Annotated in this window: 26 protein-coding genes; 16 read left to right on the top strand and 10 right to left on the bottom strand. The window is 72.0% G+C overall.

Going from position 1 to position 24,544, the window contains the following annotated elements; genetic code table 11:
- Nucleotides 1-62 precede the first annotated feature (62 nt).
- Together Scani_RS22595 and Scani_RS22590 are read left to right on the top strand one after the other, a co-directional pair.
- Nucleotides 63-596 (top strand): cysteine hydrolase family protein, encoded by a 534-nt coding sequence (locus Scani_RS22595; RefSeq protein ID WP_159479278.1) that lies wholly within the window; start codon nt 63-65, stop codon nt 594-596.
- A gap of 196 nt (nt 597-792) precedes the next feature.
- Nucleotides 793-1,569 (top strand): Fpg/Nei family DNA glycosylase, encoded by a 777-nt coding sequence (locus Scani_RS22590; protein WP_159482300.1) that lies wholly within the window; start codon nt 793-795, stop codon nt 1,567-1,569.
- Nucleotides 1,570-1,658: 89 nt separating this feature from the next.
- Here the strand turns inward: Scani_RS22590 and Scani_RS22585 are convergent, their stop codons facing one another.
- The 6 genes from Scani_RS22585 to Scani_RS22560 form a co-directional block, all read right to left on the bottom strand.
- The gene (locus Scani_RS22585; RefSeq protein WP_159479276.1) at nt 1,659-2,015 is read right to left on the bottom strand and encodes a DUF6355 family natural product biosynthesis protein; all 357 of its coding nucleotides are present in this window, start codon (nt 2,013-2,015) and stop codon (nt 1,659-1,661) included.
- Between the two features lie 343 nt (nt 2,016-2,358).
- Nucleotides 2,359-3,153, bottom strand: coding sequence for a glycosyltransferase family 2 protein (locus Scani_RS22580; RefSeq protein WP_159479274.1), 795 nt, complete (start codon nt 3,151-3,153; stop codon nt 2,359-2,361).
- Entirely contained in the window at nt 3,150-3,773 is a 624-nt protein-coding gene (locus Scani_RS22575; protein WP_159479272.1) for an SAM-dependent methyltransferase, read from the bottom strand. Before Scani_RS22575 ends, Scani_RS22580 begins: the two co-directional genes overlap by 4 nt.
- On the bottom strand, nt 3,770-4,537 hold the full coding sequence (locus Scani_RS22570) for a PIG-L deacetylase family protein (RefSeq protein ID WP_159479271.1): 768 nt from the start codon (nt 4,535-4,537) through the stop codon (nt 3,770-3,772). Before Scani_RS22570 ends, Scani_RS22575 begins: the two co-directional genes overlap by 4 nt.
- The gene (locus Scani_RS22565; RefSeq protein ID WP_246296087.1) at nt 4,534-5,478 is read right to left on the bottom strand and encodes an acyl-CoA dehydrogenase family protein; all 945 of its coding nucleotides are present in this window, start codon (nt 5,476-5,478) and stop codon (nt 4,534-4,536) included. The genes Scani_RS22570 and Scani_RS22565 overlap by 4 nt, the downstream gene beginning before the upstream one ends.
- A gap of 359 nt (nt 5,479-5,837) precedes the next feature.
- Nucleotides 5,838-6,395, bottom strand: a complete 558-nt coding sequence (locus Scani_RS22560; protein WP_159479269.1) for a hemerythrin domain-containing protein — start codon at nt 6,393-6,395, stop codon at nt 5,838-5,840.
- Between the two features lie 376 nt (nt 6,396-6,771).
- Between Scani_RS22560 and Scani_RS22555 the strand changes: the two genes are divergently transcribed.
- The 7 genes from Scani_RS22555 (at nt 6,772) to Scani_RS22530 (ending at nt 12,716) form a co-directional block, all read left to right on the top strand.
- Nucleotides 6,772-7,956, top strand: a complete 1,185-nt coding sequence (locus Scani_RS22555) for a zinc-dependent alcohol dehydrogenase (protein WP_159479267.1) — start codon at nt 6,772-6,774, stop codon at nt 7,954-7,956.
- Nucleotides 7,957-8,299: 343 nt separating this feature from the next.
- On the top strand, nt 8,300-9,124 hold the full coding sequence (locus tag Scani_RS22550; RefSeq protein WP_159479265.1) for a hypothetical protein: 825 nt from the start codon (nt 8,300-8,302) through the stop codon (nt 9,122-9,124).
- Nucleotides 9,125-9,144: 20 nt separating this feature from the next.
- Nucleotides 9,145-9,813, top strand: a complete 669-nt coding sequence (locus Scani_RS22545; protein WP_159482298.1) for a class F sortase — start codon at nt 9,145-9,147, stop codon at nt 9,811-9,813.
- A 128-nt stretch (nt 9,814-9,941) separates the two neighbouring features.
- Nucleotides 9,942-11,147 carry a 4-hydroxybenzoate 3-monooxygenase gene (locus Scani_RS22540; RefSeq protein WP_159479263.1) on the top strand — a complete coding sequence of 402 codons (1,206 nt, stop codon included), beginning with the start codon at nt 9,942-9,944 and terminating at the stop codon, nt 11,145-11,147.
- Nucleotides 11,148-11,319: 172 nt separating this feature from the next.
- Nucleotides 11,320-11,397, top strand: a complete 78-nt coding sequence (locus Scani_RS42205) for a 50S ribosomal protein bL37 (protein WP_370454205.1) — start codon at nt 11,320-11,322, stop codon at nt 11,395-11,397.
- 436 nt (nt 11,398-11,833) lie between these two features.
- Nucleotides 11,834-12,319, top strand: a complete 486-nt coding sequence (locus Scani_RS22535) for a hypothetical protein (RefSeq protein ID WP_246296084.1) — start codon at nt 11,834-11,836, stop codon at nt 12,317-12,319.
- Nucleotides 12,320-12,392: 73 nt separating this feature from the next.
- Nucleotides 12,393-12,716, top strand: coding sequence for a putative quinol monooxygenase (locus tag Scani_RS22530; protein WP_159479262.1), 324 nt, complete (start codon nt 12,393-12,395; stop codon nt 12,714-12,716).
- 37 nt (nt 12,717-12,753) lie between these two features.
- On the opposite strand, the gene Scani_RS22525 is transcribed toward Scani_RS22530, so the two are convergent.
- Nucleotides 12,754-14,082: a phosphoribosyltransferase family protein gene (locus Scani_RS22525; protein ID WP_159482297.1), complete on the bottom strand. Its 1,329-nt coding sequence runs from the start codon at nt 14,080-14,082 to the stop codon at nt 12,754-12,756.
- Nucleotides 14,083-14,228: 146 nt separating this feature from the next.
- On the opposite strand from Scani_RS22525, the gene Scani_RS22520 reads away from it, so the two are divergent.
- Nucleotides 14,229-15,032, top strand: a complete 804-nt coding sequence (locus Scani_RS22520; RefSeq protein ID WP_159479260.1) for an HAD-IIA family hydrolase — start codon at nt 14,229-14,231, stop codon at nt 15,030-15,032.
- Between the two features lie 89 nt (nt 15,033-15,121).
- Here Scani_RS22520 and Scani_RS22515 read toward each other — a convergent pair whose 3' ends face one another.
- Together Scani_RS22515 and Scani_RS22510 are read right to left on the bottom strand one after the other, a co-directional pair.
- Nucleotides 15,122-15,703: a dihydrofolate reductase family protein gene (locus Scani_RS22515; protein ID WP_159479258.1), complete on the bottom strand. Its 582-nt coding sequence runs from the start codon at nt 15,701-15,703 to the stop codon at nt 15,122-15,124.
- Nucleotides 15,704-15,822: 119 nt separating this feature from the next.
- Nucleotides 15,823-16,551, bottom strand: a complete 729-nt coding sequence (locus Scani_RS22510) for a histone deacetylase (RefSeq protein ID WP_174872741.1) — start codon at nt 16,549-16,551, stop codon at nt 15,823-15,825.
- Between the two features lie 295 nt (nt 16,552-16,846).
- Between Scani_RS22510 and Scani_RS22505 the strand changes: the two genes are divergently transcribed.
- The gene (locus tag Scani_RS22505; protein ID WP_246296083.1) at nt 16,847-17,950 is read left to right on the top strand and encodes a hypothetical protein; all 1,104 of its coding nucleotides are present in this window, start codon (nt 16,847-16,849) and stop codon (nt 17,948-17,950) included.
- A gap of 221 nt (nt 17,951-18,171) precedes the next feature.
- Here Scani_RS22505 and Scani_RS22500 read toward each other — a convergent pair whose 3' ends face one another.
- Complete coding sequence (locus Scani_RS22500; RefSeq protein ID WP_159479256.1) at nt 18,172-18,738, bottom strand: nucleoside deaminase; 567 nt, start codon at nt 18,736-18,738, stop codon at nt 18,172-18,174.
- Nucleotides 18,739-18,832: 94 nt separating this feature from the next.
- Between Scani_RS22500 and Scani_RS22495 the strand changes: the two genes are divergently transcribed.
- From Scani_RS22495 to Scani_RS22475, 5 genes are all read left to right on the top strand, one after another.
- On the top strand, nt 18,833-19,822 hold the full coding sequence (locus Scani_RS22495; protein ID WP_246296082.1) for an antibiotic biosynthesis monooxygenase: 990 nt from the start codon (nt 18,833-18,835) through the stop codon (nt 19,820-19,822).
- Nucleotides 19,823-19,829: 7 nt separating this feature from the next.
- Nucleotides 19,830-21,230 (top strand): FAD-binding oxidoreductase, encoded by a 1,401-nt coding sequence (locus tag Scani_RS22490; protein WP_246296081.1) that lies wholly within the window; start codon nt 19,830-19,832, stop codon nt 21,228-21,230.
- Nucleotides 21,231-21,334: 104 nt separating this feature from the next.
- On the top strand, nt 21,335-22,882 hold the full coding sequence (locus tag Scani_RS22485) for an ATP-dependent DNA ligase (RefSeq protein WP_159479254.1): 1,548 nt from the start codon (nt 21,335-21,337) through the stop codon (nt 22,880-22,882).
- Nucleotides 22,883-22,887: 5 nt separating this feature from the next.
- Nucleotides 22,888-23,364 carry an NUDIX hydrolase gene (locus tag Scani_RS22480; protein WP_159479252.1) on the top strand — a complete coding sequence of 159 codons (477 nt, stop codon included), beginning with the start codon at nt 22,888-22,890 and terminating at the stop codon, nt 23,362-23,364.
- Nucleotides 23,365-23,529: 165 nt separating this feature from the next.
- Entirely contained in the window at nt 23,530-24,543 is a 1,014-nt protein-coding gene (locus tag Scani_RS22475; protein WP_159479250.1) for a winged helix-turn-helix domain-containing protein, read from the top strand.
- Nucleotide 24,544: the final 1 nt, after the last annotated feature.

Below are 24,544 nucleotides of genomic sequence, written 5' to 3'. Positions count from 1 at the left end.
CATCGGACGTACGGACGGCACTTCGGCCGGACCGCGGTGCGCGACTGACAGGGGCCCGCGCCATGTCCGACACCGCACTCATCGTGATCGACATGCTCAACTCCTACGACCATGAGGACGCCGAACTACTGCTGCCCTCGGTACGCACGGTCCTGCCGCGCGTCACCTCACTGATCGAACGGGCCCGGCGGAGCGATATCGAGGTCATCTACGTCAACGACAACTTCGGGCTGTGGCGCTCGCACCATGACGAGCTTCTGGACACCGTCCTCAGCGGCCCGCACAGGGACCTGGTGGAACCGGTCCGGCCCGACGAGAACTCCCTGTTCGTGGTCAAGGGCCGACACTCGATCTTCTACCAGACGCCCCTGGAATACCTGCTGCGCCAGCACGGCATCGGCACGATCGTGCTCTGCGGCCAGGTCACCGAACAGTGCGTGCTCTATTCGGCGCTCGACGCACATATCCGGCACATCGCTGTCACCGTCGCCGAGGACGCCTGCGCCCATATCCACCAGGACCTCGCGGAGGCCGCCCTGCGCATGATGGAACGCAATATGCAGGCCCGCATCGTCCAATCCGAGGAACTCTTCTGAACCGGGCGGCAAGACTCCGGAACCGTGCCGGAGCGGCCGCTGTGGCGGGGATGCGATCACCGCCGATCGGTCGTTCTCTGGAGGCAGCTCTGGCACACGACTGGTGCGCCGGAGGTACGGCCCAAGGCACGCCCCATGCGGACCGGTTCGACGGCCTTCGGCCTGGTCACGCTGGAGGGAAAGCCGCGGAGGGATGATGCCCGAACTGCCGGACGTCGAAGGATTCCGTCGGGTGCTGATCGCCTGTGGCCGGCGGTGTGTCACGGACATCGAGGTGCGTGACGCGGGGGTTCTGCGGGGCGTCACCGAGAAACGGCTGCGGAAGGACGGAGAGGGAAGGCGGCTCGGGACGGCGTGGCGTCACGGCAAATGGCTCTTTGCGCCCATGGACGGCGGCCCCACGCTTGTCTTTCATTTCGGCATGACGGGATCGCTGTGGTGCTGTTCGCCCGACGAACCCCTGGCAGCCCATGACCGCCTCGTGCTGACGCTCGACGATGTGCGCAGCCTGCGCTTTCGGGACCAACGCAAGCTGCAGGGAGTGCAGTTGCTCGGCGACAGCGCCGTCGGCAGGATCCTGGACCGGCTGGGCCCCGATGCCCTGGCCGTGGACCGAGCGGAGTTGGCGGAACTGCTGTCCGGACGGCGCGGTGCCGTCAAAAGTGCGCTGATGGATCAGTCCGTGATCGCGGGTCTCGGAAATCTTCTGTGTGACGAGATCCTCTGGCGGGCCCGCTTCGCTCCCCGCACTCCGGCGCGGGACCTGAGCGAGACGGCCTGTCGGGGCATCCATGCGGCGATGGGCCGGGTGCTCCGCTCTTCCGTGCGTGCCGGGTGCGTCCCGCCGCGGCGCTCGTGGCTCACGGGGCGCAGGGACGACAGTGAGCCGCGGTGTCCTCGCTGCCGGGGGGCACTGTGTTCCGGTCGTCTCGCCGGGCGCCGTACCGTCTGGTGCCCGCACTGTCAGCCCTGAACGCCGGCCGCAGGGCCGCCTGCCGGCGGTGGGCGGCAGGCGGCAAGAGGGCGGGGCGCCTACGCTCGTGCGTCCCGTGGCACGTCAGGTCAGGGGCCGGTGTCCCCGGGGTGGGAGCAGAGGCCGCCGCGGTAGTTGCTGTCGTACCAGGCTCCTGTGGCGTCGAAGTCCAGGACGGTACGGCCCGGTCCGACACAGCGGTGGTAGCTGCCTCGTGACCAGCGCTTGACCTGGATCCAGACATTGGTGTCGGTGGCGCAGTGCTCGTAGTAGGCGTGTTCGCCGTGGGGGTTGTTCCAGCCGCAGGAGTTGATCTTCGCCGGCGCGGCCGCGGTCGCCGGCGCGGCCACGGAACAGGCCAGGGCGCCGGCGAGTGCGACAGCCGCCAGACCGAGCCGACGCCGGCGGCGTGCAGGCTCAATTCGTGAAGCTCCGCGCAACGTCATGTTCTCTCCCTCTCGTATGTCCTCTCCCGCTGAAGGCGGGCTGATGCCGTCGACATCGGCCAGACCGTAGCGGGCCAAAGGCTGTAAAGAGGTCGGGAATGGAGGAAAGCCACGTCTTTGGGTGAAGGGTTGTACGCGGCGCGCACCGCGGGCGACAGGGTGTGCAGCTCACCCCCAGCGCGAGACAGCCATCGTGATGCGCCCGGCGGCGCCTGGTTGCGGTCGTACGTGGATCGTGCCTCGCTGTCCGGCCGGTACGACGCGAGGGCGGGCCTGACGGTGGTGCGTCCGCTCGTGCCGCGCCCGGTGCGACTCCGCCCATGGGCAGGGGGCTTCGTCGCGCCTACCGGTCGGCGTAGGGCGCCGCACCCGGGGCTTCGGGGTGGGGGAGAGCGTGCGTCTGCCGGGCGTCCTCGAGGACCATGCGCTGGAGGAAGGCTCCGAAGCCGTGGGGGGCTCGGGGGTCGAGACGGGCCGAGGTGCGCACCGGGCACTCGTCGGTGCGCAGGATCCGGCAGGCGCGTTGTGCGAGAGCGGTGACGAGAGCGCGGTCCTCGCCATGGGTGAGGGCGGGAAATCCGCCGGCTGCACGGTAGGGCTCGGCTCCCACACCGAGGTTGGCGCCGTGGACGTGCGGGTGTCCCCATGGGCGGGGCGGATCGGGCCGGCCGGCGAAGTAATGGGCATGGTGACGGGCCAGGGTGTGCGAGGCGAGGGCGGCGCTGCGGCGCAGGCGCACGGTGCCGACGACGCAGTGCCAGCCCTGACGGGCGCAACGCAGCTGGTGAGCCAGCCATTGCGGCGGAACGAGCGAGTCGGCATCGGTGGTCGCGATCCACGCGTGCTCGCCGGCGGAGCCGAGCAGCCGGAGGGCGCGGGCCACACCGGCTGCCCGGGCCGCCCCTACGTTGTGGGCCGGAACTTCCACGAGCGCCGCGCCCCATCGCGCAGCGATGGCGGGGGTGGCGTCCGTACAGGCGTCGGCGGCGACCACCGTGATGACCGGAAGACCGGCCAGAGCGGGGTGGAGGCCGGCTTCCCGGAGGGCTTCCAGTGCGGCCGGAAGCTCCCGGGCCTCGTTGTGTGCGGGGACGACGACGGCGAGGGCCGTGGGCGGACGTGCGCGGACCCCCTTCACACCAGACCCTCTTGCTCGGCGGGAGAACGCGGGGCGCTGCCGTCGCGGTTCCGGCGCAAGAGGATCTGCAGCGTGAAGTCGGCGTCCCGTAGCTCGGAGAGCAGGTACAGCCCCGGCACGGCGGCGACCGCGCCGGCGACCTCGGGACCGGTGCGCACGTGCTCGGGGACAGGGTGGTTCCAGTGCACGGTGACCAAGGTGCCGCCGGGTTCGAGTCCGGCGACGGCCCGGTCGAGCGTGGCCTGCAACGTGGCGTCGTCGAAGTAGTAGAGCAGCTCGGACAGGACGACGAGGTCGAAGCTGCCCTCGCCCTCGGGCCACTGGTCGGGGACGGCGAGGCAGCGTACGTCCACCTGCGGCAGGTCGCCGGTGCGCGCTGCCGCGGCGGCGACGGCGGCGGAGATGCGGTCGGCCGCGATCAACCGGTCGCAGCGGTCGGCGAGTTGGCGGGTCAGGACGCCGACGGAGCAGCCGGGCTCGAAGCCCGCGCGGTAGCGCCGCCGGGGCAACGAGGCGAGGGTGAGCGCGTACTTGCGCTGCTCGTACCAGCGGCCGGCCAGATCCCAGGGGTCGGCCGAGGCGGCGTACAGGGTGGCGAAGTAGCCGGGCGGCGTGCTCAACGGAACACCACCTCGAACGGCCGGGTGTGGTGCTCGACCTCCTCCGGGGGAAGGATCGCGGCATTCTCCTCGCCCTCGCCCAAGGCGTGGATCTGGCTGACGAACTGCCCGATCGCCGAGGTCTTGCGCGCCAGTGCCTCGGCCGGCAGCGTCAGACGCACGGCGTCGTGCCACGGGACGCGCGGGTCGCCCGGACGGGACCAGTGCCACATCCACACCGGATACGTCCACAGCGGCACCCCCGAGTCCTGGCAGGCCCGGCCGGCCGCCCGCCCGGCCGCCTCGTGATCGCTGTGCAGGTCCCGGGCCCAGGGAGCGACGCACAGGGCCGCGCCGACCTCGCGCAGCAGCGTGGCGATCCGTCCGGCCACCGCGCTCTCGTGCTGGTCCACCCGGGTGTCGGGGACACGGAGCCGCTCCGTGTGGACGTGGGGCAGCCCGAGGTCCGCCAGCGCGGTGCGGAGTTCGGCATGACGGACCTCGGCGAGCCGTTCCGCCGTGATGAGGGTGCTCCGCGGATGCGACAGCTCGCCGTCGGTGATCGAGACGAGGTGGACGTCGGTGCCGAGGGCGGCCAGACGGGCCATGGTGCCGCCGAATCCCAGTACTTCGTCATCGGGGTGGGCAGCCACGACGACGACCGGTCCGTCGGGCACACCGACGGCGGGCAGGCGGCGAAGGGCCTCCCAGGAGGCCCACAGCCCTTCCGGCGTGCCCGGGGCACCGATGGCGTCGGCAGCGGCCTGCCGGAGATCACCGCTCACTTCGCCCCTCCGCCGTACGCCAGCAGACCGCCCAGCTCCGCGTCGCTGCGTTCCGCGTGATGCTGTCGCAGATAGACCGTGAGGTCGGCCACGGCTCGGGCATGGGCGGCGTCCCGGCACAGCGGGCCGGCTCCGGTGGCCCTGCCGACGTGGTGCAGGACCTCCGTGCAGACCTTCTCCACGAGGGCCCGCACCCGAAGACCGCGCACCCGGGCCCCGCCACGGCGGTCCAGGGCGTCGTCGTCGATCTCCTCCGCCGCGCGGTCGAGCACCACCTCGGCCGCATGCAGCAGGACGTCCACCTGACCCAGGTGCGCGGCGGCATGCTCGTCGAGCGGATGCTTCCCGGCCTCGTCCAGGAGGGTGTCGGCGACGGCCTGTGCCCCGCCCAGCCAGCACGCCGCGACCCCGACGCCGCCGTGCTGGAAGCCAGGTCGCTGCACATAGCCGTCCACCTCACCGACCGGTTCCGCCGGGACGTCGTGGAAGGCGACGTCGAGGGTGTCGCTGGCCGCCATCCCGACGGCCTTCCAGGTGCCCGGCACCGCCGCGACGCCCCGGTCGGCGAGGTGGACGGCGAACAGGCGCCGCCCTTGGCCGGTGTCGGCCGTCACCAGGGCGTGGGTGCAGATCCGCGCCCCGGAGCAGTACTGCTTGACGCCCCTGACCCGCCAGTCGGCTCCGCCGCTGACCGCCTGCAAGGCCGGGCCGGGCGGGTGAGCCGCCCACACCCCCCACCGTTCGCCCGGATACACCGTCGGCCCGCCCAGCTCTTCCAGGATGGCCAGGGCGTCGACATGCCCTTCGGCCAATCGGGCCAGGCACAGGTCCCGGCGCGCGAGGTCCTTCAGCTCACGGAACCGCTCGCCCGTCCTCCCGGAACCGGGCCGGGGAAGATCCAGAGCGCCGCTCTCCACCAGGCCGACGAACTGCTCGGCCACCGTCCGGAGAGGATCCGGCGAGCCCGGAGGGCCCGGCCGGGCGTCGGAGGCCGCTCCGGTTCCTGCGGGGGTCAGCGGGGTCCCCACCTCAGCTCCTCTCCGCGACGAAGTCGGTCTCCTCCGTAGTCTGCGGTGCCGCGCAACGGCCCCGCACGTCGAGATTCCGTGCCGGAGAGGAGTACGAACGGTGGCTCCGGCGACCGGGTGGCCGACCGTGCTCCGCCGATCGTGGCGGCCTGTGTGACCTCCGCCCCGGTGCCCGTGGCCAGGGCGACGCCCTCGGCCGCGCGGGTGAGGTCCGCGATCAGCTCGTTCCCGGGCGGCCGCCAGGACCATGGGGGAGGCCGCGCGGGCGAGGGCTACTGGCCGCGGCCGGTGACGTAGTCGCGTACCCGGTCCACGAGTCCCACGCCCGGGGCGAGGAGCTTGTTGGCCGGGGGCTTGGTCGGGGCACCGGGGTGGGGGCGGGTGGGCGCGGACTTCTTCGCCTGGCGGATCTTGTTGCCCAGCTCCTCCAGGACGTAGGGGTGGACGCCGGTGCGGAGCTGGGCGAAGAGGCGGTTCTCCTCGTCCTCCACATGCGCCCTCACCTCCGTGCGGAGCTTCACCATCAGCCGGTCGAAGTCCTTGTCCGTGGCGTCCCGGTGCTGGAGGTCGTCGAGCAGCTGCTCGACGCGGGCGTGGTCGGCGAGCTCCTTGTCCGCCAGCGCGTCCCCCTCCTCCAGGTGCTCGCGCACCGCGGGGTAGAGGTACTCCTCCTCGGCCACGGAGTGCCGTACCAGCTCGATCGTCAGCGCATCCACGATGCGCCTGCGGTCCTCGCTGCCGGGCGGAGCGTCTTCGAACCGCTCGAAGAGGTCGTCGACCTCACGGTGGTCGGTGGTCAGCTCCGCAATCACATCGCCGCCATGCCCCACGGCACACCGCCTCTCCTAGGGTCGGCCGGCTTCTCCGGCTGACGGACAAGGAGTTCCCGGACGCCGCACCCTTATCACCGCGGCGTACGGAATTGCCTCCACTGCCTGACAGGCGGGCGGGCGATCCGCACGCCCGCACCCGTCGAAGCGGGACCTTCGCGAAGGGCGCGCGGGAGGTGCGCATCCGTCGTTCCTGCCGCGCCGGCGCCCGGTACGGGGCGTGGGCGTGCCCCGGTCCGACACCGGCTGGCCCGATACTGCCCCGCCCCGCCCCGCCCCGCCCCGGCCCGGAACGCGACCCTGCCCTGCGTCTCCTCCCCATCAGTCGCATGGTGGAAGGGGGCACCTGGCACGGAGGACTCGTGAGGGAGTGACGATGAGAGCTCTGACCTGGCACGGCAGGCGCGACGTGCGCGTGGAGACCGTCCCGGATCCGACGATCCAGGAACCGACCGACGTCATCGTGCGCATCACCTCCACCGGCATCTGCGGCTCGGACCTGCACCTCTACGAAGTCTTCGGCCCCTACCTCGACCCCGGCGACATCCTTGGCCATGAGCCCATGGGCATCGTCGAGGAGGTCGGCAGCGGCGTCACCGCGCTGTCCGTGGGCGACCGGGTGGTCGTTCCGTTCAATGTCTCCTGCGGTACGTGCTGGATGTGCCGGCGCGGTCTGCACTCCCAGTGCGAGACCACTCAGGTCACGGACCGGGGCATGGGCGCCGCCCTCTTCGGGTTCACCAAGCTCTACGGCCAAGTCCCCGGCGGGCAGGCCGAGTTCCTCCGCGTGCCGTTCGGGAACACGCTCCCCATCAAGGTCCCCGAGGGGCCGCCGGACCAGCGGTTCGTCTACCTCTCCGACGTCCTGCCCACGGCCTGGCAGTCCGTCGTGTACGCCGCCGTCCCGCCGGGCGGCAGCGTCACCGTGCTGGGACTCGGTCCGATCGGTGACATGGCCGCCCGCATCGCCCTCCACCAGGGCGCGGGCCAGGTCATCGGCGTCGACCTGGTCCCCGAACGCCTCGCCCGGGCCCGGGAGCGGGGTGTGCACCCCCTCGACCTGAACGAACACGGCAAGGACGTGGCCCAGGAGATCCGGCGGCTCACCGACGGACGCGGTACGGACTCCGTCATCGAAGCGGTCGGTATGGAGGCCCACGGCGCCCCCCTCACACGGGCCGCCCAGAACATGGCGGGGATGCTGCCCGACGCCCTGGGCAAGAAGCTGATGGCGCGCGCGGGCGTGGACAGCATGACGGCCTTCAACATGGCCGTGGACGCGGTGCGCCGAGGCGGCACCATCTCCCTGATCGGGGTCTATGGCGGTGCGGTCGATCCCGTCCCCATGCTCACCCTGTTCGACAAGCAGATTCAGCTGAGGATGGGGCAGGCCAACGTCAAGCGCTGGGTCGACGACATCCTGCCCCTCCTGAACGACGACGACGTCCTGGGCGTCGACCACTTCGCCACCCACACCCTCCCCCTGGAAGAAGGCCCCCAGGCATACAAGACCTTCCAGGCCAAGGAGGACGGAATGATCAAGACGGTCCTCACGCCCTGAGCCGGCCCGTGCACGGCGTCGGGCCGCCCGTCCCCGGGCTGATGGCCGAGACGCCTCGACGTCATCACGGCCGCGGCGGTCACCGAGTTCGCCGTTGCCCCCGGGAACCCCCGAGAGGCTTCCGCACCTGGTCATACGGTGTGTCCGGCCACGGTGCGTAGGGCGCCGGGCGCCGTGGGGGAGCCTCGTGCGACGGCTCCCGGAATTTTTTTCCATACGTCACCCATCCAAGGGCGTTGCGGCTCCGAATAAGGGTCGGCACCTCACCGAGGTGTCGCTCTCGAAGCCGGACGACGTGCGGTCTCCTCCCTTCCCCTGGGAGACCGCCGGAAAAGGATCGAACGTGATAGCCAAGCGCACCAGCCGCCTCGCCGCACTCTTCGCTCTGCCCGCCGCCCTGGCCCTCACCGTGGGCGCCTCTTCCCAGGCCGTCGCCGAGGGCACCGGAGCGTTCCAGATCAACCTGTCGCAGTTGAACGACTCCGGTTCCAAGGGCACGGCGATGCTCAGCGTCCAGGGCAGGCAGCTGACCGTGAAGATCGAGTCCGAGGGGCTCGTCCCCGGGCAGCCGTCGGCGCAGCACCTCCACGGCTCCACCGATGGCCATGACTTCCACTGCCCGGACGCGAGCGACGACACGAACCGCGACGGCGTCCTCGACAACACCGAAGCCACGGTCGACTACGGCAACATCAACATCTCCCTCACCACCAAGGGACCCACGGACATGATGAGCGGCCTCGCCGTCGACCGCATGCCCGTGGCGGACGCGCAGGGCAAGCTCTCCTACCAGCGCACGATCCCCGTCTCCCAGGCCGTGGTCGACCACATCAAGGACCTGCACATCGTGCAGCACGGCATCGACCGCAACAACAACAAGAAGTACGACTTCGACGGGGCGGGAAAGAGCGAACTCGATCCCAAACTCCCCCAGGAGGCGACCGCTCCGACCAACTGCGGTGAGGTCAAGGGCGCCGCGGTGGGATCCATACCGGTGGGCGGGGTCGAGACCGGAACCGGGCCCGTCGAGGAGAAAGGGGTCCCGATCGCGGTGATGGGGGCCGGAGGTGTCGCCTTCGTGGCGGTGACCGGTGCACTGGCCGTCGCGCGGCGCCGCAAGAGCGTGCTCGCCGCCGGGTGGAACGGGAACAACGGGGACGCCGCGTGAGCCGCCGGAGCGAGGACCTCGTGATCACCGTACGCCGCCGCGGCCACCGCGTGCTCGGCTGCGCGGTCGCCGCGGCACTGGCGAGCGTGCTCGTCGCCGGGTGCGGAGGGCAGGAGACGGCGCCGCCCCGGTCGCTCCCCGCGGGGCAGCCGCCGGCCCAGGGCGGGGACGCGTCCCAGGACGAGGCTTCGGGCAGTTCGGGCAGTGGATCCGGGAGCCAAGCTGCCGCCAGCCTGCCGAAGTCGGTTCCCGAACGGCTCTCCATCCCTTCGCTCCAGGTCTCCTCCACGCTGGAGACGCTGGGCCAGCACGCGAACGGGACCATGGAGACCCCGCGCGATCCCGACAAGGCGGGCTGGTACCGGCCGGGCCCGACGCCCGGCTCCCAGGGGCCGGCCGTGATCGCCGGCCATGTCAGCTGGAACGGCAAGCCGTCGGTGTTCGAGAAGCTGTCGTCGATGAAGGCCGGTGACACCATCGAGGTCGCCCGGCAGGACGGGAAGACGGCGAAGTTCACCGTCGACCGCGTCGCCCAGTATCCGAAGAACAAGTTCCCCACGGTCGAGGTGTACAAGAACCTCGACCACGCCGGCCTCCGCCTGATCACCTGCGGCGGCCAGTACAACCAGGGCCGGCACTACTACCCGGACAACGTCGTGGTGTTCGCCAGCCTCACGGGCAGTGCGTAGGCCGAACCCGTGAGAACGGGCCGGTGGTCCGGCGCCCCGTACGGGCGACCGGGCCGCCGGATCGTCCGCGTCCGGCAACCGCCATACTGCGTGCGATCGTTCTGCTCATCCGAAGGGAACCCCGCGACGTGTCCTCCACCCCCTCCCTCCTCACGCGCACCCGCGTCGTCATCGTCGGAGCCGGGCCCGCCGGACTCACCGTGGCGAATCTGCTGCGTGCCGCCGGAGTCGACTGTGTGCTGCTGGAAGCGGAGAGCAGGGAGTTCATCGAGCAGCGCCCGCGCGCCGGGTTCATGGAGGAGTGGGTGGTGCACGCGCTGGCCCGGCACGGACTGGCCGACCGGCTGCTCGAACGGGCCGACACCCAGGGCGAGTTCGAGTTCCGGTTCGACGGCGAGCGGCACACCGTACGGACCGCGGAGCTGTCGGGGCGGCACCACTACGTCTACCCGCAGCCGTTGCTGGTCACCGACCTCGTGGCGTCGTACGCGGACAAGGCGGGCGGGGAAGTGCGCTTCGGCGTGCGCGAGGTGGAGCTGCACGACATCGACGGGGACCGGCCGGCGGTCTCCTACACCGACCCGGTGACCGGCGCCCGGCACCGTATCGAGTGCGACTTCATCGCGGGCTGCGACGGCGCGCGCGGGGTGAGCCGCGCGGCCATACCCGACGGCCGGGCGGTCCTCACCCGTCATGACCACGGCGTGGCCTGGCTCGCGCTCCTCGCGGAGGCGCCGCCGTCCGCCGAGGGAGTGGTCTTCGGCATCCATGAGCGCGGATTCGGTGCCCATATGGCCCGCAGTCCCCAGGTCACCCGCTACTACCTCCAGGTCGAGCCCGGCGAGGACGCCGGGAACTGGTCGCACACGCGGGTATGGGAGGAACTGCAGGCCCGGCTCGGCGCCGCCGGCGCACCGCCGCTGACCGAAGGACCGCTGATCGAGAAGGTGGTCCTGGACATGCACGACTACGTCGTCGAACCGATGGCGTACGGCCGGGTCTACCTGGCGGGCGACTCGGCGCATCTGGTCGCGCCGATCGCCGCCAAGGGCATGAACCTCGCGCTTCATGACGCGCTGCTGCTCGGCGAGGCGCTGATCGCGCACTACCAGGGCGACGACAGCGGCCTCGACGGGTACGGACCGGCCTGTCTGCGGCGGGTCTGGCAGTACCTGGAGTTCTCGCAGTGGCTCTCCTACATGCTGCACGGCGCCTCGTCCGGCGACCGGTTCCAGGCGGGCACGGCCTCCGCGCGCCTGCGGCGGCTGCTGGGGTCACAGTCCGCGGCGCAGGCGTTCGCCGGTCTGTACCTCGGCGAGGAGGCAGATCTGTAGGGTCGTGACGTACGTACCCGCACCACACGTCCGTGGGCTGTTTCACAACCCGGAGTGGGGTGGGCCCCGGTGGGCTGGGTACGCGGCCTCATGATCGCCGGGCGAGATACCGTTGTGAAGTGGTAGAAATTCGGCGAAAAGCATCGCTGAGACTCCGAGGAAGGGAGACGCCATGTCATCGAAGCGCCGTCGTAAGAAGAAGGCCCGTCGCAAGAACGGAGCCAACCACGGCAAGCGGCCGCAGTCCTGAATCAGGACGGTGACCTGAAGGCCCTCCCCGAGGGGGTTTGGTGGGCTCCTCGCCTCCGCTTCGGCGGACGCGAGGGGCCCACAGTGGTGTGAACGGGGGGATGGCGTGCCGCTGTTGATCACGGGCGGCGCGCAAGGGCGGGAAACGGCCGTACCGTTCACGGTTTCTGCCCGCTGTCCACTGCCCGCTGCCCGCTGCCCGCTGCCCGCTGCCGTGCGCCGTGGCCGGCCCGCCTCCGTGCCGTCCGGCAGCCGAGTAGAGGGAGCCGTTGCCGAGGTTTAGCGTGGAGAGTCAAAATCCTCGAGATCGCCGACGTCGTGTTCTTCGCGGCGATGGCGGTCATCGGTATTGTCGCCTCCCCGGGCACGCTCCGCTGGCTGGAGAATTACTCGGGAGAGGTTTCGAATATCGCGCTCCTGGTGATTTCCCTCGGTCCATGGCGGTCGGAGTGCCGTTTACGTTGCAGTACGCGCGAGAACAAGTTCCTCGCGAGTTCTGGGACGATCCCAGGTTTCTGCGCACCAATTACTGCATCACGGGGGTATGGGGTGCGGCTTTCGGAGTGGCGGCGATAGCAGGCGCCTATGGCGACCTTGTGCTGCACAATTCCAATAACCTGTGGACGGGATGGATCATCCAGATCGCAGCCATCATCGTCGCGCTGCAGTTCACCCGGTGGTACCCGGACGTCGTGCGCGCACGGGCCCGGCGCGAACAGGGGCTGCCCGGACCGGAGGAACCGCCGGTCAGCGACATGCTCCTGCCGCTCGCGGGCTATCTGACCCCGGTGGGCATCGTGGTGCTCGCCTTCGGCGCCGGGCCGGTGTGGCTCGGGACAGCGCTGATCGTGGTGGGCGTGCTGCTCGTGAAATCGTTGAACCGCCCCTCGGCGGCCGGGCCCGATGCGGGCGACCGGGCATGACGGCCGCATACGTGACGGCTGCGCAATTGCCCCGGTTGGCGCCGGCCGGCACCGGGTGTCCTAGACTCGATGGATGATCTTCATTGTCGTCAAGTTCCCCGTGAAGCCCGAGTACGTCGAAGAGTGGCCGCAGCACGTCGAATCCTTCACCAGCGCCACCCGTGCCGAGCCCGGCAACCTGTGGTTCGAATGGTCCCGCAGCATCGAGGACCCGAACACCTATGTCCTGGTCGAGGCATTCCAGGACGACGCCGCCGAGGCGCACGTCAATTCCGACCACTTCCGCGCCGGAATCGAGACGATGCGTCCGCTGCTGCGCCGCACCCCGGACATTGTCAGCACCACCATCGAGGGTGCGGACGGCTGGAGTGCGATGGGCGAGATCACCATCGACTGAGGCCTGAGGGCGGGCCCGGGGCAAGGCCCCCGAGGGGCTATGCCGGTATCACCATGTGGCTGATGAACCAGTCCCGGGCGAGGGCGGCGACCTGCTGGAGGGCGCCGCGTTCCTCGAAGAGATGGGTGGCGCCGGGCACGATCTCCAGACGGGTCTCCCCGCGCAGGGCCGCCTCGGCCTCGCGGTTGAGGTCGAGGACCAGGGGGTCGTTGCCGCCCACGATGAGCAGCGTCGGCGCCCGTACGCCGGAGAGCAGTGGTCCGGCGAGGTCGGGGCGGCCGCCGCGGGAGACCACGGCGGCGATGTCCGCGCCGGGGGACGCGGCGGCCCGCAGCGCCGCCGCGGCTCCGGTGCTGGCGCCGAAGTAGCCGACCGGGCCGGCGATGCGGCCGCGCAGCCACCCGGTGGCGTCCGTCAGCCGCCCGGCGAGGGTGTCGATGTCGAAGACGTTCGCCCGGTGGGCCTCCTCCGCCGGTGTGAGCAGGTCGAAGAGCAAGGTGCCCAGGCCCGCGTCGTTCAGGGCCGCGGCGACCAGGCGGTTGCGCGGGCTGTGCCGGCTGCTGCCCGAGCCGTGAGCGAACATCACCACGGCCCGGCTGCCCGCCGGCACGGTGAGGTCCCCGGTGAGCCGGACCCCGGCGGCGTCGATCGCCACCTCCTCCGCCACATCCGTCTCCGCACCCGCCCCGCCGGGCGCTCCGGCGCGCTGCTGGGGGCCGGCCGGCCCGGGGTCGGCCGCGGCCCGTGCCAGCAGCGCGACGACCTCGTCGTCCGGCGTCTGGGAGAAGTCCCGGTACCACTCGCCGACGGCGGAGAAGGCGAACGGGGTGGACAGGCAGACGAATTCATCGGTCGCGCCGCGGAGCCGCTCGGCCGCGTCCGGCGGCGCCACGGGCACCGCGAGCACCACCCGGGCCGCGCCCTGCGCGCGTACCACCTGGCAGGCGGCCGCCGCGGTGGCGCCGGTGGCGATCCCGTCGTCCACGACGATCGCCGTGCGGCCGGCGAGATCGAGCCGGGGGCGTCCGGCGCGGAAGCGTTCCGCCTGGCGGGTCAGCTCGGCCGCCTCGGCGTGCTCCACGGAGGCCAGGTCGGCCTGGTCGAGGCGGCCACGGCGGACGATGTCGTCGCTGATCACGCGTACGCCGCCCTCGCCGATGGCGCCGAAACCCAGCTCGCGCTGGTAGGGAACCCCCAGCTTGCGGACCACGATCACATCGAGCGGCGCCCGGAGCGCCCGGGCCACTTCGAAGGCCACCGGGACCCCGCCACGGGGCAGTCCCAGCACGACGGGTTCTTCCCCCTGCAGATGCTGCAGCGATTCGGCGAGGCGATGCCCCGCGTCCGCGCGGTCGGTGAACAGCACAGTGTGCACCCCCTAGTCCAGGGGAGACGGTTGCCGCGTCCACACCTCTCTTCGAAGTAACCCCATCCCCGGGGGCTTCGCAAGTCGGGCCGCCCCGCTGCCCGGACGCCGGGCCGGCCATGGCCGGGGGTGGTTACCGTCGGCGTATGAAGGGAATCGGAGCGGTCCTGATCGATATCGACGGCGTGCTCACCGTCTCCTGGAAGGCGCTGCCGGGCACGGTGGCGGCGATGGAAGGGCTGCGCGCCGCGGGGCTCCCGCTGGTACTGGTCACCAACACCACCTCGCGGACCCGCGCGGCGGTCGCCGGGCGGCTGGCCGGGGAGGGATTTCCGGTCGGTGTCGACGACATCCTGACCGCCCCCGCCGTCACCGCCGCCTACCTGCGCGCACACCATCCGCAGGCACGCTGCCGGCTGATCAACAGCGGCGACGTCCGCGAGGACCTGACAGGTGTGACGCTGATGGGGGAGGAGGGGACGGGCGAGGAGGACCGGGACGCGCCGGAGGTGATCGTCCTCGGCGGTGCGGGCGATGCGTTCGGCTACCCGGCCCTCAACAGCGCCTTCCGGGACCTGCAGCGCGGTGCCCGGCTGGTCGCCATGCACCGCAACCTGTACTGGCGTACGGCGGACGGGCTCGACCTGGACACCGGGGCCTTCCTGCCGGGGCTGGAACGGGCGGCCGGCGTCGAGGCGACGGTCACCGGCAAACCGGCGGCGGCCTTCTTCGCCACCGCGCTGGCACACCTCGGCGTCCCGGCCGCGGAAGCGCTCATGGTGGGCGACGACATCGAGTCCGATGTGCTGGCGGCCCAGCGCTGCGGGATCACCGGGGTGCTCGTCAGGACCGGCAAATATCTCCCGGAGACCCACCGGGCCGCCGACGGCACACCGGACCATGTGCTCGATTCCTTCGCCGAGCTGCCCGGCCTGCTCGGTCTGCGGTGACCGTGCGGGTGCGGCGCGCCCGGTGACGGCAGGCGCGGACGGGACGCCGTCGGCGGACCGGTGCGGCCCTGGGCGGTCGGTGCGTCCGGTCAGCCCGTCGTCGCGGAATCCTCGGCACGCCGGTAGTGGAGGAGGACGACGCCGTTGCCGAAGGTCCGGGTCCCGGCGAGCCGCAGTGCGGTCGTGGCATCCGTGGTGGGGAAGAGGGGTTTGCCCCGGCCGATGAGGACCGGGTGGACGTAGACGCGGTACTCGTCGATCAGGTCGTGCGCCATGAAGGCGGCGGCGAGATCGGCGCCGCTGAGCACCAGGTCTCCGCCCGGCTGCGCCTTGAGCGCCATGATCTCTTCGGGGACGACGTCGCGCATGATGGTGGTGTTCCAGTCGGCCCGTTCCAGGGTCCGGGAGAACACGATCTTGGGAGTGTCCCGCCAGATCCCGGCGAACTCGGCCATGGGTCCGGCATTGGCGGGATCGGCGTCCGCCGTCGGCCAGAACTCCGCCATGAGTTCATGGGTGACCCGGCCGCTCAGGAAGGCGCCCATCCCCTTGAGGTGCTCGTTGAAGTAACGGTGCAGCTCGTCGTCGACCAGATGCCAGTCGATCCGGCGGTCCGGCCTCTCGATGAAACCGTCCAGGGACACCGACATCGACAAGATGATCTTCCGCATCACGGTCCTCGCTGCAGTCCTCGGGCCCGGCGTCCGTCGACCGGATGGCACCAGTGTGCCCGGAACGGTTCCAGCAGCGGCCGGTATGAGCGGACGGCGTGCCGGGAGGAACGGGCCGGTCACCACGGGGCGTCGAGCAGCGCCGCGATCTCCGTCGCCGTCCAGTGCCCCGCGGCTCCCGGGCAGCCGGCGAGGTACGCGGCGGCCTGGTGCGGGCTCCAGCCGTGGGCGGCGACGATCCCTGCCGCGATGTGCCGGAGGTAGGCCGCCGAGGGCGGGTTCGCGGCCACGTCCCGGCTGCTCCAGGGGGCGGTGAAGGTCAGCACCGGGTCCCCGTCCAGCAGTCCGGCGCACACCAGGGTCTCGTACCTGCCGGGTCCGATCCGGGCCCGGCCGCGGGTGAGCGCCTCCGTCAGGTCGAGATCCTCACCGGGCTCCCGGTACATCTCCTGAGCGGCGATATCCGAGAACTGGGAGAGCGTCAGCAGATAGGCCCGGGCGGGCAGTTCACCGCCTCCGGTCCGCCGGCCGCCCGTGCCGTCGGCGGGCCGGAGGCCGGGGCCGGGGTCGTAGAAGGCCCTGCCACCGGTCCACACCTCCGATTCGGTGGCGAAGTACAGCAGACCGGGCAGCAGGACCGGTTCCGTACGCGCGGGGCGGCGGGGATCCCGGCAGCCGGGGTGGGTGCGCAGCCCGCCGGGGGGTCGCCCACCGGCCAAATAGCAGGTCAGGCGGTCGAGATGCATGTTGGAGCCGTAGGCCGCGTACCAGAGACGGCGGACGGGGGTGAGGTGGCGGGCCGCTTCGGGGGAGGGGGCGAGGGCTTCGAGGCGTGGCGGGCGGGTCACGTCCTCACGCTACGTGGAGGGGCCCGCAGCGGCGGCGTCCACCGGGGCCTGCGGCGCCAGGGTCGGGCGACCGCGGTCCGGGTCGGGCGACCGCGGCGCCGGATCGTCGGCGCGCCGGGTGGCGGCGCGAGGAAAGGCAGGTGAACGGAGGGGAAGGCCCGGTGCGACGTGGCTTGATCATTTCCCCTACGGGTTTTGCCGCGAGTGGTCTGGAGATGCGCACTGCACGGACAGGACCGGTCCGAACGACGGCCGGCGCCCGGCGATCGGCCGGACGCCGGGGGACGGAGGCAGTGTGGCGGACGAGGTGTCAGGGCGAGAGGACGGCGGGATACGCAGGGCAGGGGCGGCCGGGCGTCGCCCCGCGACGTCCTCACCCTCTCCATCGCCGGATGCGAGCCGGCGTCATCTGCTCGCGGCCACGGCAGCGGCGGGACTGGGACTGCTCACGGCGTGCGGGCAGCCCTCCTCCCGTGCGGACTCCGCCCCCAAGGCGTCACCGCCGGGCGGCGCATCGTCCTCCCCTTCCGGCGGGTCCGGCTCCCCGAGCCCGTCCGGTGCGGCGACCGCGCCGCCCTCGGCCCGCCCGACGAAGCGGCGCCGTCCCGAACTCCCGCGGGGTGGCCGGGAGCTGTTCCCGCGCTACCGGCTGGTCGGGTTCTGTGGTCTGCCCGGGGCGGCGGCGCTCGGCCGGCTCGGAACCGGTGACCCGGAGAAGCGGGCCGCCGAGGCGGAGAAGGTGGCGCACTCCTATGCCGCGGGGCGCGAACCCCTGCCCGTACTCGAACTTCTGGCGACGGTGGCCAATGCCACGGCCGGCCCGGACGGCGCCTACCGCTCCCGGACGCCCGCGGCCACCATCCGCCGCTTCCACCGCCTGGCACGCGACCGGCGGGCGCTGTTGCTGCTCAACATCCAGCCGGGCCGCGCGTCCGTGCTCGACGAGGTCAAGGCGCTGCGCGAGTGGCTCGTCCACCCCGATGTGGGCATCGCGCTCGACCCGGAATGGGAGATGAGCTCCGGCCAGGTGCCGGGCGACACCTACGGGCACACCGACGGGCAGGAGCTGACCAAGGTGGCCCGCTATGTGTCCGGGCTGGTCAGGGAGCACGACCTGCCGCAGAAGCCGCTGGTCTTCCATCAGGTCGCCGAGTCCGTCGTGGGCGAGGAGTCGGCCCTGCGGCCCCAGCCGGGTGTGGCGCTCATCAAGAGCGCCGACGGCATCGGCTCGCCGGGCCTGAAGCGCGGGACCTGGCGGCGGCTGGTCAAGGACATGCCGGACGGTCTGCACACCGGTTTCAAGCTGTTCTACGAGGAGGACGCGAAGGGCAGCCGTCTGATGACGCCGAAGGAAGTGCTGGCCCTGCGGCCGCAGCCGGAGTATGTGATGTACGAGTGAGCCGGCGGGCGCACTCGTCGTCCTGACGGCGAGGTCGCGCGCCAGGACCGACGGCAACCCGGGCCGGGCGTCTGTCGCGCCCGCCCCGGTCGCCGGTCCCGTCATGACGGCCGCTCGGCGAAAGGGATGCCGAGCGGCCGTCATGGGGGCCGTGGTGCCGCCGGGCCGTCATGCCGCCTTCGCGCTGTCCGCCTTCGCGGTGTCCGGCCGGTGATCCGCCGTCAGTACGGGTGCTTGTCCGGCCGGTTCGTCCAGGCCGCGTACGACTGGGCGCCCATCTCGGGGTAGATCTGCTCGATCTTGATCCTGCGCTCGTCGAGCGGCCTCTTGAAGTCCTCGTACTGGAACGTGTCGTCGAAGCCGATCTTCGCGGTGTCCTCGAGGTCGCAGCTGTAGTAGACGGCGTCGATCCGGGACCAGTAGATGGCACTCATGCACATGGGGCAGGGTGCGCCGCTGATGTAGATCGAGGTGCCCTGGAGCATACGGGCCCGCTCCGGGACCGGGTCCGGTGACCCGGGGGGCCGGGGGACGTACTCCAGCGTGCTCTCGTTCTGACGCTCCACGGAGATGCTCGGAGCTTCGGGGTTGAGGACCTGCACGGCCTTCCGGATGGTCTCCATCTCGGCGTGCGCGGTGGGGTCGCCGGTCAGCAGGACACGGTTCTGTCCGCGGGCGACGATGTTCCCGTCGCGCGCGAGCACCGCACCGAACGGGCCGCCCCAGCCGTTCTCCACGGATTCCGTGGCAAGCCGTACAGCCTCTGCGAGAAGTTCTTTCTGTTCCATTACGGAGTCTCCGATCGGCATCGATTCCTCTGCGGAACGGTTAGGCAAATACCCCATTTGCCGCGTAAATCGCTTATGCACTAGGCTACTCAAGGTGAGTGCCCGTGCAAGCCGTGGTTCCGCGGCAGACCACGCCACCGTTGTGACCTCGCAGAAGGTGCGCGAAGGCCGGATCGACGAGTATCAGCGCTGGCAGGACAGGACAAATCAGGCCGCCCGCGAATTCGAGGGATTCGTGGGCGCAGAGGTGTACCCACCCGGCCCCGGCGAAGAAAACGAATGGGTGGCGGTATTCCGCTTTTCTGGTATGGACCGTCTCACCGGCTGGCTGGATTCGAATCGTCGGCAGGAGTTGCTCGAAGAAGCGCGCGGGCTCTTCGAAGGCCCTCCGACGCAGGAGGTGCTCCAGGGCGGCAGCCCCGCGCAGCCGCCTGCCGACGTGGTCACCGCGGTCATCTCCCATGATGTGAAGCCGGGAGCCGAGCAGGGGTTCCTCAGCTGGCAGGAGAAGACGCTCAGGGTGCAGGAGAAGGCGCCGGGCTTCATGGGGTCCGAACTGTTCAGGCCGGTGGAGGGCGTGCAGGAGCACTGGGTCGTCGTCTTCCGGTTCGACTCCCGCGAGCACCTCGACGACTGGCTCGCCTCCGAGGTGCGCGCGAAGCTGCTGAAGGAGGGGAGCAAGTACTTCACCTCGTACGACGTGCGCAAGGTCGGTTCGGCGTTCAGCGGCTGGTTCCAGTTCGACCACGGCAAGGGGGGCGGCGCCCCGCCCAACTGGAAGCAGGCGATGTCCGTTCTCCTGGCGCTCTATCCGACGGTGATGGTGCTCAACCTGACCGTGGGAGTGGGGCTGGAGAAACTCACCGTCCGCGAGTACATCGGCCTGTTCCTCTCCAACGTACTGAGCGTCAGCGCGCTGACCTGGTTGCTGATGCCGATCGTGAACCGGGTGCTCGCCTTCTGGCTGGTGCCCGCCCGGGTGGCCCGGAACCGCCGGGCGCAGGTGCTGGGCTTCTCATCGGTCGTGCTCTGCTACCTGGTGTTCATCGCTGTCTTCGGACTGATCACCCACCAGATCTGGTGAGGAGGCCATGATGGGCTCACGGGGACCGACACCGGGGGCGGACATCGAGGGCACGCTGATCCGGCGGGGCGAGGCCGGCTACGAGCGGGCCCGGTCCGCCGCGGTGTGGAACGAGCGGCGGCCCGAGCGGTACCCCGAGGTCGTCGTGCGCGCCGCCGCGGAGGCGGACGTGGCACGGGCCGTCACCTACGCCCGCACGAAGGGACTACGGGTCTCGACGTACTCCGGCGGGCACAACTGGTCCGGTTCCCCGCTGCGCGACCAGGGGCTGCTGCTCGACCTCTCCGCGCTCCGGGAGTGCCGTGTCACGCCCGCGACCGACGACCACCCGGCGACCGCCACCGTGCAGCCCGCCGCCACCGGCCAGGAACTGGTCGCCGCCCTGACCCCGCGGGAACTGGCCTTTCCCGTGGGCCACTGCCCCACCGTGGCGGTCGGCGGGTTCCTGCTCAGCGGCGGCCTGGGCTGGAACTCCCGTGCCTGGGGGGCGTCCTGCGCCGGCGTCCGCGAGATCCGGGCCGTCACCGCCGACGGCCGGACGGTCACCTGCAGCGATACCGAGAACCCCGACCTCTTCTGGGCCGCGCGGGGCGCCGGGCCGGGCTTCTGCGCGGTCGTCACCCGCTTCCGCCTCGCCCTGAAGCCCCTCCCCGCCTCGATCATGACGACCTCCCTGACCTTCCCGCTGGCCGAGGTGGCCCGGGTGACGGAGTGGGCGGCGCACACCGCTCTCGGACTCCCGCCGTACGTCGAGGTGTCCTTCCTCCTCTCGCCGTCCGGTCCGCAGGCCGACTCGGCCCCGGCAGGTCCGCGGATCGCGGTCGGCGCGACCGCGTTCGCCGCGACGCGGGGCGAAGCCCTCCAGGCGCTGCAGCCGTTCGCCGACTGCCCCTTCGGCGAGCTCGCCGTCGACCGCCGGCCGGCCGCACCGACCTCCTTCGCCGCCCTGCACGAGGGCGCGGGCGCCGCCTGGCCCCCCGTACACCGGTACGCGGCGGACACCCTGTGGTCGCCGGAGAGCTATGCCACCCAGCTGACCCGAATCGCCGACGCGGTGGCCCGCGCCCCCTCGGGGAAGTCCCTGGTGCTGGCGCCGGTGCAGCCGGTCTCCGAGCACCCCGCCCTGCTGCGGAACATGGCCTTCTCCCCGCTCGGCGCGTCCTACCTCGTCTGCTACGCGGTCTGGGACGACCCGGCCGAGGACGCGACGCAGACGCGCTGGCTGCGCGAGGCCATGGCCACCGTGAACCCCCAGGGCGACGGCTTCCACTACATCGCCGAAACGGACCTGGAGGCCGACGCCGCACGGACCCGGCGCTCCTACACCCCCGCCGCCTGGGACCGTCTGCAGGAGATCAAGGCGCAGTGGGATCCGGACAACCTCTTCCACTCGTATCTCGCCCCCTGACGAGGCGCCGGGACGACCGCCCGCGCACCGGCACCTTGCCCTACCGGCCCGCGGCCTGTGCGGCCGGGGAAGCGCGGACGGCGCCGCGGGGGCACCATGGCCCTATGCTGCTGGCCGCTCTCGCACAGGTCTCGGGGGACGTCGCCGCGACGTCGGCGCGTTCGCGGAAGATCGCGCTGCTGGCCGGGCTGTTCCGGGCCGCCGCGCCGGAGGACGTCCCGGTGGTCATCCCGTACCTGGCCGGGCGGCTGCCCCAGGGGCGGATCGGGGTCGGCTGGAGCGTGCTGCGCGAGCCGGTTCCGGCGGCGGACGACGCCACCCTGACCGTACGTGACGTGGATACGGCGCTGACCGGACTGGCGCGGGTCTCGGGCGCCGGGGCGCAGGGGGAGCGGCGCCGGCTGGTCCGGGAACTGCTGGCCGCGGCGACGCGGGAGGAACAGCGGTTCCTGGTCGGCCTGCTCACCGGCGAGGTGCGGCAGGGCGCGCTGGACGCCATCGCGGTCGAAGGGCTCGCCGCCGCCACCGAGGTGCCCGCGGCCGACGTCCGCCGGGCCGTGATGCTGGCGGGTTCCCTGCAGGACGTCGCACGGGCGCTGCTCGCCGAGGGGCCGCCGGCGCTCGCGGAGTTCCGGCTCACCGTCGGGCGGCCCGTCGGCCCGATGCTGGCGCACAGCGCCAAGTCGGTGGCCGAGGCGCTGGACAGACTCGGCGCCTGCGCCGTGGAGGAGAAGCTCGACGGCATCCGCGTACAGGTGCACCGGGACGGGCCGGACGTCCGGATCCACACCCGCACCCTCGACGAGGTCACCGACCGGCTCCCCGAGGTCACCGCCCTCGCCCGGGAGCTGCCGGCCGACCGCTTCATCCTCGACGGCGAGGTGATCGCGCTGGACGGCGAGGGGCGCCCGGTGCCGTTCCAGCGGGTCGCGGGGCGGTTCGGCTCGCGGGTGGACGTCTCCGCCGCGCAGGCGGCCCTGCCGCTGTCCCCGGTCTTCTTCGACGCGCTGTCGGTCGACGGCCGCGATCTGCTGGAACTGCCCGGCGAGCAGCGGCACGCGGAGCTGGCCCGGCTCGTCCCCGAAGAGCTGCGGGTGCGCCGCCAGGTGGTCGCGGACCCCTCCGACGCCGCGGCCCGCGCCGCCGCGGAGGACTTCTGGTCCCGCACCCTGCGCCGGGGCCACGAGGGCGTCGTCGTCAAGGCGTTGGACGCCCCCTACAGCGCGGGCCGCCGGGGTGCCGCCTGGCTGAAGGTGAAGCCCGTGCACACCCTGGACCTGGTGGTGCTCGCGGCGGAGTGGGGCCACGGCCGGCGCACCGGGAAGCTGTCCAACCTCCACCTCGGGGCGCGTGGGCCGGACGGCGGATTCGTCATGCTGGGCAAGACCTTCAAGGGCCTCACCGACGTCACCCTCGGCTGGCAGACCGAGCGGCTGCAAGAACTCGCCGTGCGCGACGACGGCCATGTCGTGACGGTGCGTCCGGAACTCGTCGTCGAGATCGCCTACGACGGCCTGCAGACGTCCACGCGCTACCCGGCGGGCGTGACCCTGCGCTTCGCGCGGGTGGTGCGCTACCGGGAGGACAAGACGGCGGCCGAGGCGGACACCGTCGAGACGGTGCTCGCCGCACACGCCGGCGGGGAGACGTAGCCGCCGTGGCGGGCAGGCGCAGTGCCGGGCTGCTGCTGTACCGGCGCACGGCGGACGGCGGCGTCGAGGTGCTGCTGGCGCACATGGGCGGGCCGCTGTGGGAACGGCGGGACGCCGGGGCGTGGTCGGTGCCCAAGGGCGAGTACGTACCGCCGGAGGAGGCGCGGGACGCGGCCCGGCGGGAGTTCACGGAGGAGCTGGGGCTGCCGCCCCCCGAGGGGCCCTGGGTCCTGCTGGGTGAGGCCCGCCAGGCGAGCGGCAAGGTGGTGACGGCATGGGCGGTCGAGGGCGATCTCGCCCCGGAGCGGATCGTGCCGGGGACCTTCGAGATGGAATGGCCGCGCGGCTCGGGGGTGACCGGCACCTTCCCCGAGATCGACCGGGTCGCCTGGTGGACCCCGCGTGAGGCCTACGAGCGGCTGGTGGTGGGGCAGCGGGTGTTCCTGGAGCGGCTGGCGGAGCGGCTCGCGAGCCGGGCCTGAACCCGGGCGCCCCGCGCTCCCCGCCTCCACCACCCGCGCACACCGAAGGCCACAAGTCGCCCTGGACACGTCCGTTGACGCCGGGCAGGCTTGCGGCGGGGCCGTAGGACAGGCCCCGCACGGGGGGCCCTGGCAACGGGGTCATGAGCATGCCGCGGGGGCCGCATGTTGCGCATTCACTTCGACGACCGGGATGTCGCGCGGGTACAGATAGCCGCCGAGCCCGACCCACTGTGGGAAACGGTGCTCGCCATGCACCATCTGGTGCCGCCGGCACGCGGGGTGCCGGTGTACGGCGCCTGGCGTGCCCGCGCGCGCCGTGAACTGGACGAGCGGGGTCTGACCCGCGCCGCCCGGCTGATCAGCACCCTGGCCCCGGCCGACGCCCGCTACTTTCCGGACTTCCTCACGCCCGACGCGGCCCGCGACGGGCTGGCCGCGGGGCTGGAGGCGCTGCGGGACACCCCCCGGGTGCGGCTGACCACGGAATCCGCGCGGGCGGCGCTGCCGGCCCGGCTCCCGCGCTGGACCGGCGCGCTGGCCGGGGGCAGCCGGCAGCCGCTCGACGAGCTGGCCGCCGCGTTCCAGGAGGTGTACCGCGCGGTGATCGCCCCCGACTGGACGGGGGCGGCCGCCACGGTCGACTGCGACCGGGGCGGCCGTACCCGCATGCTCTGCCGGGGCGGCGTCGACGGCATGCTCAACACCTTCCGGCCCGCGATCCGCTGGGAGCCGCCGGTCCTGCATGTCGACTACCCGCGGGACCGCGATCTGCGCCTGGAGGGACGCGGACTGCGCCTGATCCCCTCCCACTTCTGCTGGCGCAGCCCCATCGCCCTCGCCGACCCCGGCCTCCCGCCGGTCCTGGTCTACCCCGTCCAGCACGCCACGGACTGGGCGCCGGCCGCCACCCGCAGCTGCCATCCGCAGGCGCTCTCCGCGCTCCTCGGCCGCACCAGAGCCCGTATCCTCGCCGCTCTCGACGCCCCGGCCACCACCGGTGAACTCGCCCGCCGCTTACGGGTCTCCGCCCCCTCGGCCAGCGAGCACGTGAGCGCCCTGCGCGAGGCCAATCTGGCCCGCAGCCGGCGAGACGGATGCTCGGTCGTGCACGCCCTCACGCCGCTCGGCACGGCGCTCCTGCACGGTGAGCTCGCCCCCGTACGCCGCCCGCGGTGAG

The sequence above is a fragment of the Streptomyces caniferus genome (assembly GCF_009811555.1).
Lineage (GTDB): Bacteria > Actinomycetota > Actinomycetes > Streptomycetales > Streptomycetaceae > Streptomyces > Streptomyces caniferus.
Note: the sequence above shows the minus strand (reverse complement) of the source record. Positions and strands in the feature narration are given on the sequence as shown.

Excerpts from the sequence above, each read along its gene's own strand:
- Scani_RS22595 (WP_159479278.1), top strand. The coding sequence starts at position 63 with ATGTCCGACACCGCACTCATCGTGATCGACATGCTCAACTCCTACGAC.
- Scani_RS22590 (WP_159482300.1), top strand. The coding sequence starts at position 793 with ATGCCCGAACTGCCGGACGTCGAAGGATTCCGTCGGGTGCTGATCGCC.
- Scani_RS22585 (WP_159479276.1), bottom strand. The coding sequence starts at position 2,015 with ATGACGTTGCGCGGAGCTTCACGAATTGAGCCTGCACGCCGCCGGCGT.
- Scani_RS22555 (WP_159479267.1), top strand. The coding sequence starts at position 6,772 with ATGAGAGCTCTGACCTGGCACGGCAGGCGCGACGTGCGCGTGGAGACC.
- Scani_RS42205 (WP_370454205.1), top strand. The coding sequence starts at position 11,320 with ATGTCATCGAAGCGCCGTCGTAAGAAGAAGGCCCGTCGCAAGAACGGA.
- Scani_RS22535 (WP_246296084.1), top strand. The coding sequence starts at position 11,834 with ATGGCGGTCGGAGTGCCGTTTACGTTGCAGTACGCGCGAGAACAAGTT.
- Scani_RS22530 (WP_159479262.1), top strand. The coding sequence starts at position 12,393 with ATGATCTTCATTGTCGTCAAGTTCCCCGTGAAGCCCGAGTACGTCGAA.
- Scani_RS22520 (WP_159479260.1), top strand. The coding sequence starts at position 14,229 with ATGAAGGGAATCGGAGCGGTCCTGATCGATATCGACGGCGTGCTCACC.
- Scani_RS22515 (WP_159479258.1), bottom strand. The coding sequence starts at position 15,703 with ATGCGGAAGATCATCTTGTCGATGTCGGTGTCCCTGGACGGTTTCATC.
- Scani_RS22500 (WP_159479256.1), bottom strand. The coding sequence starts at position 18,738 with ATGGAACAGAAAGAACTTCTCGCAGAGGCTGTACGGCTTGCCACGGAA.
- Scani_RS22490 (WP_246296081.1), top strand. The coding sequence starts at position 19,830 with ATGATGGGCTCACGGGGACCGACACCGGGGGCGGACATCGAGGGCACG.
- Scani_RS22485 (WP_159479254.1), top strand. The coding sequence starts at position 21,335 with ATGCTGCTGGCCGCTCTCGCACAGGTCTCGGGGGACGTCGCCGCGACG.
- Scani_RS22475 (WP_159479250.1), top strand. The coding sequence starts at position 23,530 with ATGTTGCGCATTCACTTCGACGACCGGGATGTCGCGCGGGTACAGATA.